Genomic DNA, 12,233 nt, shown 5'->3' with positions numbered 1-12,233 from the left:
CTGTTTGCAACATATCGGTTGTTATCGCCATTCGCCTCGTGACTTGGCGCGCGGCTTTACCCTGATCGAAGTGCTCATCGCGATGACTTTGTTAAGCATCATGGTTGTGCTGCTGTTTGGCAGCCTGAAAATCTGCGCCCAAAGCTGGGAGCGGGGCGAAAAGAAAATCGCCGAAGTCAATGAAACGGCCGTCGTCTATAATTTTTTTCAACAGCATTTATCGGCGGCCAAGCCGTTGCTGAATGACTTTACGGAAGAAGAGAGTAAGCTATCCTTTCAGGGTGATGCGCAGTCCCTGCAATTTGTTTCCGCGTTTCCCGCCAGTGCCGGTCGTGCCGGCATGCAGCTGTTTTCGCTCGGACTCCGGGATGAGGAACCGAGGGCCGGCCGTGTCGACGGGGCGGAAATAAACGTGACATTGACGCCATTTTTCCCCATTACCGAAGGCGAGGCGTGGAATGAAGAGGAGGCCGTCCTGATAGATCATGTAAGCCATTTCGCCTTGTCTTATTTTGGTCCGGACCAGGAAACCGGCGAAGGTCGGTGGCAGGACGAATGGCTTAACCGGGATGTCCTGCCGCGCCTGATAAAAGTTCAGATCGAGCGGGAAGAGGAAAATTTCTGGCCGGACATGGTCATCGAGCTTAAAGCGGCCGGAGATGCGGGCATCATCACGACAGAGACCGGGCAGGACTTGGAGATGACGGAATGATACGGGGAAGGACTCAGGCAAGACAAAAAGGTTTTGCTCTGGTGCTTGTGTTGTGGATATTGAGCCTATTGACTATCATGGCCGGCAGCTTTGCGCTGACCATGCGCCGGGAAGCCTCCGTTATTGACGGTATAAAAAGCAATGCGCAGGCCATGGCCGTGGCGGAGTCCGGGATTGCCCTGGCGGAAATGATGATGCTGGTTCCCGATGAGACCAGGCGCTGGCCGGCGGACGGCAGCATTTACCAAATAGATTATGCCAATGCCAGGGTACGCGTCCGGCTTCTGTCCGAGACCGGGAAAATCGACCTTAACAAGGCCGATGAAGCATTGCTGCAGGCGCTGATCAGTCAGGCGCCCGTTGATGAAGGGCTGCGGACCGGGCTCGTCAATGCCATACTTGACTGGCGCGATGAGGATGATCTGGTGCGCATGGATGGGGCGGAGAAAGCCGAGTATCAGAATGCCGGATTAAGTTATCAGCCTCGAAACAAGGCATTTCAGTCCATCGAGGAGTTGCAACTGGTGCTGGGCATGAATGAGCGCATTTATAACTGGCTGCAGGATTTAATCACCGTTTATTCGGGGCAGTCGACGGTCAATCTGCAACTGGCGTCTTTAGAGGTATTGCAGGTGATGCCGGACATGGACGAGGCGGTGAAGGAAGAGTATCTGCAAGCGAGGCGGGAGCGAGCGATCAGCGCCTTAACGCCGGAGTCGCCTCTTAATGAGACAAATCGCCCCGCGGCTCCTGCCGGAGAAAGCGGCGCGGTGACCATAATCTCCGAAGCGCTGCTGGACGACGGCTCAACCGCTATGATAAATGCAATAATAAAAAAAGCGGATGCCGGCCAGCAATTCCCTGGCCAACAGTCCTCACCCTTTCAGATTTTGAAATGGCAGCGCAATTATGCAAGCAATATCTCATTATTTAATGATGAAATGAGCGAATTATTAGTAACAGAATATGCTGAATCTCAATTCGACAATTGATCTGGATTTCAAGAAGTTTTTCCGCTGGTGGGCGCGGGAGCTCGACTTCCTGGTGCCGGAAAAAATCAAGCGGCTCGTTCACGAAAAGCAGGGCGTTATTCTGATCCGGCCAGATAACAACCATCTGGAAATGACTTATATCCTCAACGGAAAGGTGGAGCCGATAGCAACGCTGGAACGGAATGAATCAGACATAGCCGATGTTAAGGCACTGTTGGCCAAGGATGAACGGTTTGCCAAGACGGATGTCGTCCTCAGATTGACCCGGGAGCAGGCCATCCAAAAAACGCTGGTTCTGCCGCTGGCCGCAAGAGAGAATCTGGCTCAGGTCGTCTCGTATGAGTTGGACCGATATACCCCATTCAAGCCTGAACAGGTTTATTTCGCCGTCAAGCCGCTGACGGACCCTCATGAGCCCGGGCAAATGAATGTCATGCTGGTGCTGACTCCCCGGGAAGTGCTTGAGGCGCTCTATACGGATATAAAAGCGCTGGGTCTGTCGCCGAAATTTGCCGATTACGAGGATGCGCCCAACGATCTCGAGCAAAACTATGATTATTACAATCTGCTGCCGGACCGGTTCAGGGAAAAAATCGATAAAAACGCCGCCTTGTTTCATTCGGCGCTGATAGTTTCGGTGTTCGCGTTGCTGCTGGCCGTAATCGCCTTGCCGGTCTGGTTCGAGTATCAAGCGGTCGATGCCTTGAACGAGCAACTCGACGGCATAGAAAAAGAGGCGCGGAAAATTGATGCCCTGCAGTCGGAAATCGATGCGCTGGTGGAAGAGTCACGCCGGCTGGTCGATGTGAAAAGCTCAGCGCCATCGGTTGTCATCATGCTGAACGCATTAAGTTCCTTAATCAAGGACGATACCTGGCTGACGTATGCCCAGTATTCGGACGGCCACCTGCAGATACAGGGGGAGTCGCCGTCCGCATCCGCCTTGATTGCCGTTCTGGAAGCATCCCCGTTATTTGACAATGTCCGGTTCGTATCGCCGGTTACGCAAGATCGAATCAGCGGGCTTGAGAGATTCCAGATTACCGTCGATGTGAATAAGGCAGGAGGCATCAGTGCCGGTCTATAACAAAATGCAGCGCTGGATCGCGATAGGCCTGCTGGTGGCTGTTATAGCGGTTTTCAGCATGGTCGTTATTGCACCTATTGTCAGCAAGGGCATGGAGCTGCATGACACGAAAGAAACACTGGTTTTCAAGCTCCAGAAATATGAGCGGATTCTGGCCAGGAAGGCTGCCGTCACCGAGGGCATGGATAAAATAAAAGCCCAGCATCTGTCCCAAGGCTATTTCAATACCCAGGGGACCGGCGCTCTGGCGTCCGCGGATGTGCAGGAGTTTATAAAAAAAGCGATTGTCGATGCAGGCGGGCAGTTGACCAGTACGCAGGCGCTTCCGGTCAGCAATAAAGACGGCTTCAGCCGCATCATGGTCAAAGTCCGGATGACCGGCAATATTGAAGTGCTGCGCGCGGTATTGTACAAAATGGAAACGTCAGTGCCGCTGATCATTGTTGATCAGATCGATATAAGGCCGATGCGCGGTATAAGAAACAGAAAAACCCGCCAGATTGAACCGAGTAATGATCTGAATGTGAATTTTCAGGCCGTTAGTTTCATGAGAATACCACCAGGATGAATGTTAAATTAATCAAATTATTGGCCTCGGTTTGCATCGTTTTATTGTTGATTATTACCGCCGAGTGGTTATATGCGAAGCACGCAAGAAAACAATTGCAGAAAGCGATCACCGCCGTTGAAATCCAACCCTATAAAGTAGATGAATTGCCAAGCCTGGAGCTGACAAAACAGCCGGAAGAAAAGTATGTCGACCTGGTCACCCGGCCATTATTCATAAAAGGCCGCAAGCCAATGGAGACCGTCGATATCACGGAAGATACCGCGGCCGGGGGGAGCGAGACATTTGACTGGCAATTGAACGGGGTTTACACGAAAGGGAAGCAATTATTTGCTTTATTCAGCAGAGCTAAAATATCAGCTACGGAGAAAAATTATTTTAAAATAGCTGAAGGCGATGATATCGACGGCTGGACGCTGGCCGAGATTCACAAAGACAGAGCGCTAATCAAGCAGGGAAGTCATCAGAAAGAACTTATGTTAAGAAAGCCGAAATTGAAAGAATTACCCAAGCAAAAACGCGTGCCCAATGCATCCACTTCCAAAGCCAAGGCAGATACGTCAGGAAATAGCGATAATGAATAACCTAAGAAAAATAACAACAGCTTCCTGTGCTGTCATTTTAGGGTTAACGCTGTCAAGTTGCGAGCTTTTAGGTCCGCAGTTAGCCACTAAACGAGCTCTGCCAACAGTACCTCCAGAGCAACCGGACGAGCAGTCCGATGTCGTCTTTAAAGAATTGCAAAACAAGCCGCATGCGGCAGAAAAAGAGCGGCCAGAGGCGGAACTCTATCCCGGAACAGACCGGTTTGTAGCGGGCGCGGCAACGCGGCCAAGCAGAGGCAAGGCGCGAGGCGAAGGTGCGTACAGCCTGAATTTTGATGAGGCCGACTTAGGTGAAGTCGCAAAAGTGATCCTGAGTGACATACTCGGGCAAAATTATGTGCTGAGCCCCAAGGTGGCCGGCAAGGTGACGCTGCAGACCACCCAAGCCTTGACGAAAGAAGAATTACTGCCGACCCTGGAAATGCTATTGCGCATGAACAATGCGGCGCTGGTCAAGGATGGCCGGGTATATCATATCGAGCCCGCGGCGGATGCATTATACAGCACCGACTTTTCAAGAACAGGCGCTGCCGGTTATCAGGTGAAAGTTATACCGATCAGAAATGTCGCCGTTCAAGACCTCGCCGAGGTGATGAAACCGCTGGTACAGGAGAAAACCATCCTGCAAGTCGATGGCATGCGCAATCTGTTGGTCGTTTCCGGTACGGCCGACGAACTGGCGCGCATCATGGATATGGTCGCGACTTTCGATATCGATCTTCTGAAAGGCCGTTCATTCGGTATTTTTCCATTAGTGCATGCCGAGCCGGCACAAGTGATCGAAGAACTGGAAGCCGTGTTTAATAAGACCGGCAAGGAAGAGAATAGCTTTTTCCGGTTTCTGGAGATCGAGCGGCTGAATGCTATCCTGGCCATTACGCATCAGGCTACCTACCTGAGAGATATTGAAAGCTGGGTAATCCGGTTGGACCGGTCGAATACGGCCACCGGCGGCGGCGTCAATGTTTACCGGGCCCAGCATGTCGATGCCGTGGAATTGGCGGCGACGCTGAGTGAAATTTTTACCGGCACCGCAACAAGAAGAGATAAACCCGCAAAGGTTGCGCCGGGTCGGCAGGCCGCTGAAATCAGTAATAGGCAGGAAACGGCCAGGCCGACTGCTAATAACAGATCTTCGGAGGGCGGCAATGTTGCCAATGTGGGTCGTGATGTCAGAATTATTGCCGATGAAATCAATAATTCGGTCGTCATCGTGGCAACGCCGCAGGAATATGAAGCGATCCGCACCGTTATCAATCAGCTCGATGTCATGCCGCTGCAGGTGTTGATCGATGCAACGATCGTCTCGGTTTCCCTGACCGATGACTTAAAATACGGCATTCAATGGTTTTTTAGCCATAACAATGGCGGCGAGAACAATATTAGCGGAGGCGGACAAACTCTAAGCGCATCGAATATTGCCTTAGGAGCGGTCACAGGCGGATTTGGCTATTCGTTTCTCAGTAATTCAGGTGATATCAGGGCCGTATTAAGTGCGGAAGCCCAAAAGGACAATCTCAATGTGATTTCGTCGCCGTCATTGATGGTTCTGAATAATCAGGAAGCCTCGATACAGGTCGGCGATGAAATTCCGTTAAGAACGTCTCAGTCATCCGCTATTCCCACGTCAGGTACTGCCGTCGATGTCGATACACTTCTGCAAACCAGTTCCATTCAACAGCGCAAAACAGGCGTTAAATTGAAGGTCAAGCCCAGGGTCAATGCCAGCGGCCTTGTGATTATGGATATCGAGCAAAGTGTTGAAACGCCAAGACAAACTCAAGACAGTAGTATCGATTCGCCTACGATACAAACCAAGGAAATCACCAGTAATGTGGCTGTGCACAGCGGAGAGACGGTTGTGCTGGGCGGCTTGATCGACGAAAACGATACCTATAATAAAACAGGTGTTCCTTTTTTACATGAGTTGCCCTTAATAGGGCCTTTATTCGGCAGCACCACGAAAAATAAACTTAAGACAGAGCTGGTCGTGCTGATTACGCCGCGCGTCGTCAAAAGCAAGCAGGATGGCCGGTTGATCACTGATGAATTCAGACGCAAATTAACCGGTATTTACATGGATAGTACGGTAGATGCCTCAGAGGTAGAGTAGCGGCCCGCCATCCATGGCAACGCGGCTTAAACCGAATAATGTGTGATAATAGGCGAAACAGCAAAAATACCTCAGCTAATGGGTAAACATGTCAACAAAATACATAGAAAAAATATTACGCGCCAAAGTTTATGATGTCGCCATAGAAACGCCTTTGGATTTTGCCTCCTCATTATCGGAGCGCCTGAGCAATAACGTCTATTTGAAACGCGAAGACATGCAGCCGGTGTTTTCGTTTAAGCTGCGTGGCGCCTATAACAAAATGTCCATGCTAAATGAGCAGGAAAGAACGCACGGCGTAATTGCCGCCTCTGCCGGCAACCATGCCCAAGGCGTTGCCTTGTCGGCAAAAAGGCTGGGTGTCAAGGCCTTGATCGTAATGCCGAAAACCACGCCCGAAATTAAAGTGCAATCGGTAAAGGCCTGGGGCGCCAAGACGGTGCTGTTCGGCGATTCCTATGATGAGGCTTATACACATGCCAGGGAACTGGCCAAGCAAAAGGACATGGTTTTTATCCATCCCTATGACGATCCCGATGTCATCGCCGGACAGGGCACAGTGGCCATGGAAATTCTCCGGCAGCAGACCGACGATCTGGATGCGATCTTTGTGCCGGTCGGTGGCGGCGGTTTGATTGCCGGTGTCGCGGCCTATGTCAAATTCGTGCGTCCCGAGATCAAGATCATCGGTGTTGAGCCCGACGATTCCGACTGCCTGAACCGGGCCTTGAAAGCAAAGCGCCGGGTCGCCATTAAACAGGTGGGATTGTTTGCCGATGGCGTCGCGGTCAAGCAGATCGGGGAGGAGCCTTTCCGCCTGGCGCTGAATTATGTCGATGAAGTCATTACCGTCAATACCGATGAAATCTGCGCCGCGATCAAGGATATTTTCGATGATACGCGCTCGGTTGCCGAGCCGGCCGGTGCATTAGGCATTGCCGGCGTGAAGAAATATGTCGAACGCGAGCAGATAACAGGTAAAACGCTGGTCGCCATCGACAGCGGCGCCAATATGAATTTCGACCGGCTGCGCTATGTGGCGGAGCGCGCCCAGGTCGGCGAGCACCGTGAAATCCTGCTGGCCGTCAGCATCCCTGAAACACCTGGCAGTTTTTTGCGCTTCTGCAGCATGCTCGGCGGGCGCAGCATTACCGAATTCAATTACCGTTATTTTGATCCCCAGCTGGCTCAGGTTTTTGTCGGGATTTCCAGTAGCGGTCTGGAGTCGGATCGGGCCGATTTAATCATGGCGCTGCGGGAGCAGGGCTTTCCGGTCACCGACATGACCACTAATGACCTGGCTAAGGAGCATGTGCGTTATATGGTGGGAGGCCATGCGCCGCGAGAATTGAATGAAGTTATTTACAGCTTGCAGTTTCCGGAAAGGCCCGGCGCGTTATTAAACTTTCTGACGGCATTGGGCGGGCGCTGGAATATCAGCCTGTTTCATTACCGCAATCATGGGGCGGCATTCGGTAAAGTGCTGATGGGCGTGCAGATGCCCAAGGAGGAGCGCAAAGCGTTTCAGCAATGTCTGGAGACGCAGGGTTTTGCCTACCAGGAGGAAACCGAAAATCCGGCTTATTGCCTGTTTTCAGGCGGCAGCGAAATAAAAAATAAGCGCTCTACTGATCGCGTTATCGAGGTCTAGAAGGAAGCGGCGGCTAACTCGCCGTCCTTTGACAATCGCGTTAATCATTCCAGCGACAGGATAAAGTCCCATTGCTGTTTGGAAACCGGCATAATCGATAAGCGATTGCCGCGTCTTACCAGTGCGAGATCGGCCAGTTCTTCCTTTTGTTTTAATTCTTGCAGGGTAATAGTGCGGGACAGTGTTTTGACATGCCTAACGTCAACCATAAACCAGCGTGGCAGGTTCGGATCGCTTTTAGAGTCGAAATGTTTGTCGTCGGGATCGAAGGCGGTAAAGTCCGGATAGCCTTCGCGGACCACTTCCATCGTGCCGACGATGCCGGGTACATCACAATTGGAGTGGTAGAAGAAAACCCGATCGCCGAGTTTCATCTCATCACGCATCATATTTCTGGCCTGATAATTACGCACGCCGTCCCAGTGCTCGGTCCGGTCCGGTTTGTTGTACAGGTCATCGATGCCGAACGCATCCGGTTCGGATTTCATTAGCCAATAGTTCATGGGGATTTTTTTAAGGAAGGGGCACCTCCCACCTGCGCCGTAATGCACTTTCGTCCTTGAACCGAAGGTTCAAGTGGGGACTCGATCGATAAATCAGGCTTCCCGTATAAAACGGGCATGCACACCATTAACGGAATGCGCCCCCGGGGTAAAAATAGGTTCAGGAAACACCCAGTACATCCTCGAACGCTGCAGGAGATGCAGAGTTTTATTTTACCGTGTTTCAGGATTTTCTAAAACGTTTTCTATTTTCTGAGCCATATTAGCCAGACTTTCATTGAGGCTCTGCGTCAGTATGGCATTCTGATTTTTTACCAGGCGCAACTCATGGGCCAGATTAAGCGCCGCCATAACGGCGATCCTGTCCGGACTGCTGACCCGACCGGAGTCTCTGATTTTGCGCATTTTCTGGTCCAGTTCCTCCGCTGAATCGATCAGTTCGTCCCGTTCATCAGGATCACAGGCAATCTTATAGTCTTTGCCCATAATGGTAAGCGATACCGGCTGGGGGTTTTTTTTCATGAGCCTTGCTCCATTGTTTTCAGGCGAGTAATCATGGCTTCAACCCGGGTTCTGGCCAGCGTGGTTTTTTCCAGCAATTTGGCTTTTTCCCGAACCAGGGATTCCTGCTTGGTCTTAAGGGAACTGTTTTCGTTTTTTACAGAATTATATTGTTCGATAAGCTTGTCCAGCTTCTCTTCGAGTTCTTTTAATTCCAAAGATTGAGTTGTTTCTGAATTCGTCATGGTAGTAACTATATGATTGCGAATAATCAGCTGCGTGTTTTTGCAAGGATTGTCCCTAATAGCAGGCGATATGTTCTAATATTGCTCATAGTCAATTGTCCGAGAACCAAGAAGAACAAATATTATCCAAGTCGGGGATCAATGGTAGCATAAGCGGTATTTTTTTTTTAGCGGTAGTTTATTATATGGGCATCATGGTTTATCAGGGAATTAATATAATATTTGAACGCAACAATGCGGATATTTCAGCCGCCGAGGCTCACGGCATGGCGACAGGCATGTTATGCGTCAACGGTCAGGCGGAAAGCGCTCATTGGTTGGAAGAGCTGTTTAAGGACTCCGTCGATTTGAGCGATGAAGACAGGGCGGTACTGGTGAAATTGTTCGAGCGGACCAGGGAATTGCTGGCCAGTGAAGCCTTTGAGTTTGACTTGATGCTGCCTGATGATGAAGTCTTGCTGGGCGAACGGGTCCAGGCGTTGAGTCGTTGGTGCGAGGGATTTCTGTTTGGGGTCGGCTCTGTGTATACCTCATCAGGCTGGCCAGGCGATGTCACTGAAATATTGAAGGATATAACAGAATTTACCAAATTGGACGAAGAGGCCGAGGGGGAGGAGGATGAGAGTGCTTTTATGGAAGTCACCGAGTATCTAAGATCCGCTGTTTTACTACTGAGGGATGAGTTGAACATCAATACCGACGGCACGGTTCATTAAACAGCGAAACAAGCAAATGAAACAAAGCGAATTCAAGAAAAGACGTAAGCAATTAATGCAGCGTATCGGTAAAGGCAATATCGCGCTGATAGGCAGTGCCGCGGTTCGGACGCGAAACCGCGATGTCGATTATCCGTTCCGGCAGGATAGCGATTTTTATTATTTAACCGGTTTTAACGAGCCGGAGTCGCTGGCCGTTTTTATCCCCGGCCGCGAGAAAGGCGAATATATTCTGTTCTGCCGCGAATTCGACGAAACCAAGGCTTTGTGGGAAGGCGCCCATGCCGGTCTGGAAGGCGCTACCCAGCACTTTGAGGCCGATGATTCCTTTCCGATTGACGATCTGGATGAGATTTTGCCGGGCATGCTGGAAGACAAGGGCAAGGTCTATTATCCTATGGGCCGGGATTTGGACCTGGACCACCGCTTGCTGGAATGGATCAATCATATCCGCGGTCAGTCGAGATCCGGTGTTACCGCGCCGGGCGAGTTGATTTCGCTGGAGCATATCCTGCATGAGATGCGCCTGTTCAAAAGCCCCGAGGAACTGAAACTGATGCGCCGCGCCGCTGAGGTATCCGCCTTTGCCCATGTTGAAGCCATGCGGAAATGCAAGCCCGGCCTGTATGAATATCAGATAGAAGCCGAGCTCATTTATCATTTCATTCAGGGTGGCCTGCGCGCGGTGGCCTACCCCTCGATCGTCGCCGGCGGCAAAAACGCCTGCGTACTGCACTACACCGAAAACGCGGACAAATTAAGAAGCGGCGATCTGCTGCTGATCGATGCCGGTGCCGAGTGCGATCATTACGCGGCCGATATCACGCGCACGTTTCCGGTCTCGGGGCGCTTCAGCGTGCCGCAGAAGCAACTTTACCAGTTGGTACTTGATGCGCAGGCGGCCGCTATCGAGCAGATCAAACCGGGCGTACCCTGGCATCTGGCGCACGAAGCCTCGGTTGAGGTGCTGACCAAAGGGCTGGTGTCGCTGGGATTGCTCAAAGGCCGCGTATCCACGCTGATCAAGAAGGAAAAATACAAGCAGTTCTATATGCACCGGATAGGCCACTGGCTGGGCATGGACGTGCATGATGTCGGCGACTATAAAGTCGACAAGGAATGGCGGTTGCTGGAGCCGGGTATGGTATTGACCATCGAGCCGGGCTTGTACATACCGGCGGATTGTGAAACCGTCGATGAAAAATGGCGCGGCATAGGCATACGCATTGAGGACGATCTTGTGGTCACGGAGCAGGGCCATGAAATTTTGACAGCCGGCGTGCCGAAAACCATAGCAGAAATTGAAACGTTGATGCAGGCGACCTGATGCAGCGGGATTACGATTTACTTATTGCGGGCGGCGGCCTGGCCGGCAACTGCCTGGCACTGGCGCTGAAAGACACTGGCCTGCGCGTGGCCATAGTCGAAGCCAACACGCGCGAACAGCTGTATGCCTCCCCGGCCGGGGACAGAGCGCTGGCCTTGGCTGGCGGCACGGTAAAAATGCTTGAGGCATTAGGCATCTGGCAGGGCATACGTCAGGCAGCCACCGCGATAAAAAATATCCATATCTCCGATCGCGGCCATTTCGGCAAAACACGGTTGTCCGCGCAAAAGGAAAATGTCGAGGCACTGGGATATGTCATTTCGGCTCGCGACATTGAAGCGCACGTGGCCCGGCTTGCCAGCGACGCCAATATCGAGCTGATTTGCCCCGCCCGCGTCGTCGGTCTGATGTCCGGCGACAATGCCGTCCATGTCAGCTTGAAACGCGGCGATGAAGCGTTCGGTCTGTCGGCTCGATTGCTGGTAGGCGCCGATGGCGGCCAGTCATCGGTACGCAAATTATTGGACATCAAGCAGAAGGTCACCGAGTACGGACAGACCGCATTGGTCACTACCGTCAAAACCTCCGTTCCGCATAACAATACCGCCTATGAGCGATTTACGGCTGCAGGGCCCCTTGCCCTGTTGCCTGTCGGTCAGCACGAGTGCGCCGTGGTCTGGACGCGGGCCGATGAGGATGCGAAAGCGTTGATGACGGGCAGCGAGACGGATTTTCTAGGCGCGCTCCAGGACTGTTTCGGTTACAGGCTGGGCGAGCTCAGCTTGGCGGCGCCCAGGCGAGTCTTCCCGTTGTCGCTGATACGCGCCGAGAAAATGGTTTCAGGGCGGGCCGTCATCATCGGCAATGCCTCGCACCAACTGCATCCGGTGGCGGGGCAGGGATTTAATCTGGGCTTGCGTGATGTCGTGGTGCTGGCCGAAATGCTGATCCAGCAATATGAGGACGGCCAAGATATCGGGGCGGCTGATTTTTTAAGCCGCTATGCCAGGGCCAGGCAAAAAGACCATGACCTCGTCGTCGGCTTTACCGACAATGTCGTGCGGATTTTTTCCAATGACTGGCTGGCGCCGGCCCTGGCTCGAAACATCGGCCTGACGCTGCTCGATCATATTCCGGCCGCCAAGGCTCTGCTGACCCGGCAGGCCATGGGGCTGGCCGGGCGCATGCCGCGGCTGGGCAGCAGGAGGTGACT

At 52.2% G+C, this 12,233-nt stretch carries 13 protein-coding genes and 1 other RNA gene; 10 read left to right on the top strand and 4 right to left on the bottom strand.

Going from position 1 to position 12,233, the window contains the following annotated elements; translation table 11 throughout:
- Positions 1-4: 4 nt before the first annotated feature.
- From EK22_RS03075 to ilvA, 7 genes are all read left to right on the top strand, one after another.
- A complete protein-coding gene (locus EK22_RS03075; protein WP_369798176.1) occupies positions 5-712 on the top strand; it encodes a prepilin-type N-terminal cleavage/methylation domain-containing protein in 708 nt (235 codons plus the stop codon).
- On the top strand, positions 709-1,704 hold the full coding sequence (locus tag EK22_RS03070) for a type II secretion system minor pseudopilin (protein ID WP_036247958.1): 996 nt from the start codon (positions 709-711) through the stop codon (positions 1,702-1,704). Before EK22_RS03075 ends, EK22_RS03070 begins: the two co-directional genes overlap by 4 nt.
- Positions 1,679-2,791, top strand: coding sequence for a PilN domain-containing protein (locus EK22_RS03065; RefSeq protein WP_020158253.1), 1,113 nt, complete (start codon positions 1,679-1,681; stop codon positions 2,789-2,791). Before EK22_RS03070 ends, EK22_RS03065 begins: the two co-directional genes overlap by 26 nt.
- A complete protein-coding gene (gene gspM, locus EK22_RS03060; RefSeq protein ID WP_081917741.1) occupies positions 2,778-3,359 on the top strand; it encodes a type II secretion system protein GspM in 582 nt (193 codons plus the stop codon). Before EK22_RS03065 ends, gspM begins: the two co-directional genes overlap by 14 nt.
- Positions 3,360-3,406: 47 nt before the next feature.
- A complete protein-coding gene (locus EK22_RS03055; protein ID WP_156965733.1) occupies positions 3,407-3,943 on the top strand; it encodes a hypothetical protein in 537 nt (178 codons plus the stop codon).
- The gene (gene gspD / locus EK22_RS03050; RefSeq protein ID WP_036247952.1) at positions 3,936-6,077 is read left to right on the top strand and encodes a type II secretion system secretin GspD; all 2,142 of its coding nucleotides are present in this window, start codon (positions 3,936-3,938) and stop codon (positions 6,075-6,077) included. The genes EK22_RS03055 and gspD overlap by 8 nt, the downstream gene beginning before the upstream one ends.
- 88 nt (positions 6,078-6,165) lie before the next feature.
- Complete coding sequence (ilvA, locus tag EK22_RS03045; protein ID WP_036247948.1) at positions 6,166-7,728, top strand: threonine ammonia-lyase, biosynthetic; 1,563 nt, start codon at positions 6,166-6,168, stop codon at positions 7,726-7,728.
- A 44-nt stretch (positions 7,729-7,772) separates the two neighbouring features.
- Here ilvA and EK22_RS03040 read toward each other — a convergent pair whose 3' ends face one another.
- From EK22_RS03040 to EK22_RS03030, 4 genes are all read right to left on the bottom strand, one after another.
- Positions 7,773-8,231 (bottom strand): EVE domain-containing protein, encoded by a 459-nt coding sequence (locus EK22_RS03040; protein ID WP_036247946.1) that lies wholly within the window; start codon positions 8,229-8,231, stop codon positions 7,773-7,775.
- Between the two features lie 21 nt (positions 8,232-8,252).
- A non-coding RNA gene (ssrS, locus tag EK22_RS23480) (6S RNA) lies at positions 8,253-8,432 on the bottom strand.
- Between the two features lie 12 nt (positions 8,433-8,444).
- Positions 8,445-8,753 (bottom strand): cell division protein ZapA, encoded by a 309-nt coding sequence (locus EK22_RS03035; RefSeq protein ID WP_020158247.1) that lies wholly within the window; start codon positions 8,751-8,753, stop codon positions 8,445-8,447.
- On the bottom strand, positions 8,750-8,977 hold the full coding sequence (locus EK22_RS03030) for a TIGR02449 family protein (protein ID WP_036247944.1): 228 nt from the start codon (positions 8,975-8,977) through the stop codon (positions 8,750-8,752). Before EK22_RS03030 ends, EK22_RS03035 begins: the two co-directional genes overlap by 4 nt.
- Positions 8,978-9,162: 185 nt before the next feature.
- On the opposite strand from EK22_RS03030, the gene EK22_RS03025 reads away from it, so the two are divergent.
- The 3 genes from EK22_RS03025 to ubiH are packed head-to-tail and all read left to right on the top strand — an operon-like array spanning position 9,163 to position 12,231.
- Complete coding sequence (locus EK22_RS03025; protein ID WP_332248856.1) at positions 9,163-9,693, top strand: UPF0149 family protein; 531 nt, start codon at positions 9,163-9,165, stop codon at positions 9,691-9,693.
- A gap of 16 nt (positions 9,694-9,709) precedes the next feature.
- Complete coding sequence (pepP, locus tag EK22_RS03020) at positions 9,710-11,020, top strand: Xaa-Pro aminopeptidase (RefSeq protein WP_036247941.1); 1,311 nt, start codon at positions 9,710-9,712, stop codon at positions 11,018-11,020.
- On the top strand, positions 11,020-12,231 hold the full coding sequence (gene ubiH, locus EK22_RS03015) for a 2-octaprenyl-6-methoxyphenyl hydroxylase (protein ID WP_036247938.1): 1,212 nt from the start codon (positions 11,020-11,022) through the stop codon (positions 12,229-12,231). The genes pepP and ubiH overlap by 1 nt, the downstream gene beginning before the upstream one ends.
- Positions 12,232-12,233 lie beyond the last annotated feature (2 nt).

The sequence above is a fragment of the Methylobacter sp. BBA5.1 genome (assembly GCF_000746145.1).
In the GTDB taxonomy this organism is placed as follows: Bacteria; Pseudomonadota; Gammaproteobacteria; order Methylococcales; family Methylomonadaceae; genus Methylobacter; species Methylobacter marinus.
Note: the sequence above shows the minus strand (reverse complement) of the source record. Positions and strands in the feature narration are given on the sequence as shown.

Excerpts from the sequence above, each read along its gene's own strand:
- EK22_RS03070 (WP_036247958.1), top strand. The coding sequence starts at position 709 with ATGATACGGGGAAGGACTCAGGCAAGACAAAAAGGTTTTGCTCTGGTG.
- EK22_RS03065 (WP_020158253.1), top strand. The coding sequence starts at position 1,679 with ATGCTGAATCTCAATTCGACAATTGATCTGGATTTCAAGAAGTTTTTC.
- gspD (WP_036247952.1), top strand. The coding sequence starts at position 3,936 with ATGAATAACCTAAGAAAAATAACAACAGCTTCCTGTGCTGTCATTTTA.
- ilvA (WP_036247948.1), top strand. The coding sequence starts at position 6,166 with ATGTCAACAAAATACATAGAAAAAATATTACGCGCCAAAGTTTATGAT.
- EK22_RS03040 (WP_036247946.1), bottom strand. The coding sequence starts at position 8,231 with ATGAACTATTGGCTAATGAAATCCGAACCGGATGCGTTCGGCATCGAT.
- EK22_RS03035 (WP_020158247.1), bottom strand. The coding sequence starts at position 8,753 with ATGAAAAAAAACCCCCAGCCGGTATCGCTTACCATTATGGGCAAAGAC.
- EK22_RS03030 (WP_036247944.1), bottom strand. The coding sequence starts at position 8,977 with ATGACGAATTCAGAAACAACTCAATCTTTGGAATTAAAAGAACTCGAA.
- EK22_RS03025 (WP_332248856.1), top strand. The coding sequence starts at position 9,163 with ATGGGCATCATGGTTTATCAGGGAATTAATATAATATTTGAACGCAAC.
- pepP (WP_036247941.1), top strand. The coding sequence starts at position 9,710 with ATGAAACAAAGCGAATTCAAGAAAAGACGTAAGCAATTAATGCAGCGT.
- ubiH (WP_036247938.1), top strand. The coding sequence starts at position 11,020 with ATGCAGCGGGATTACGATTTACTTATTGCGGGCGGCGGCCTGGCCGGC.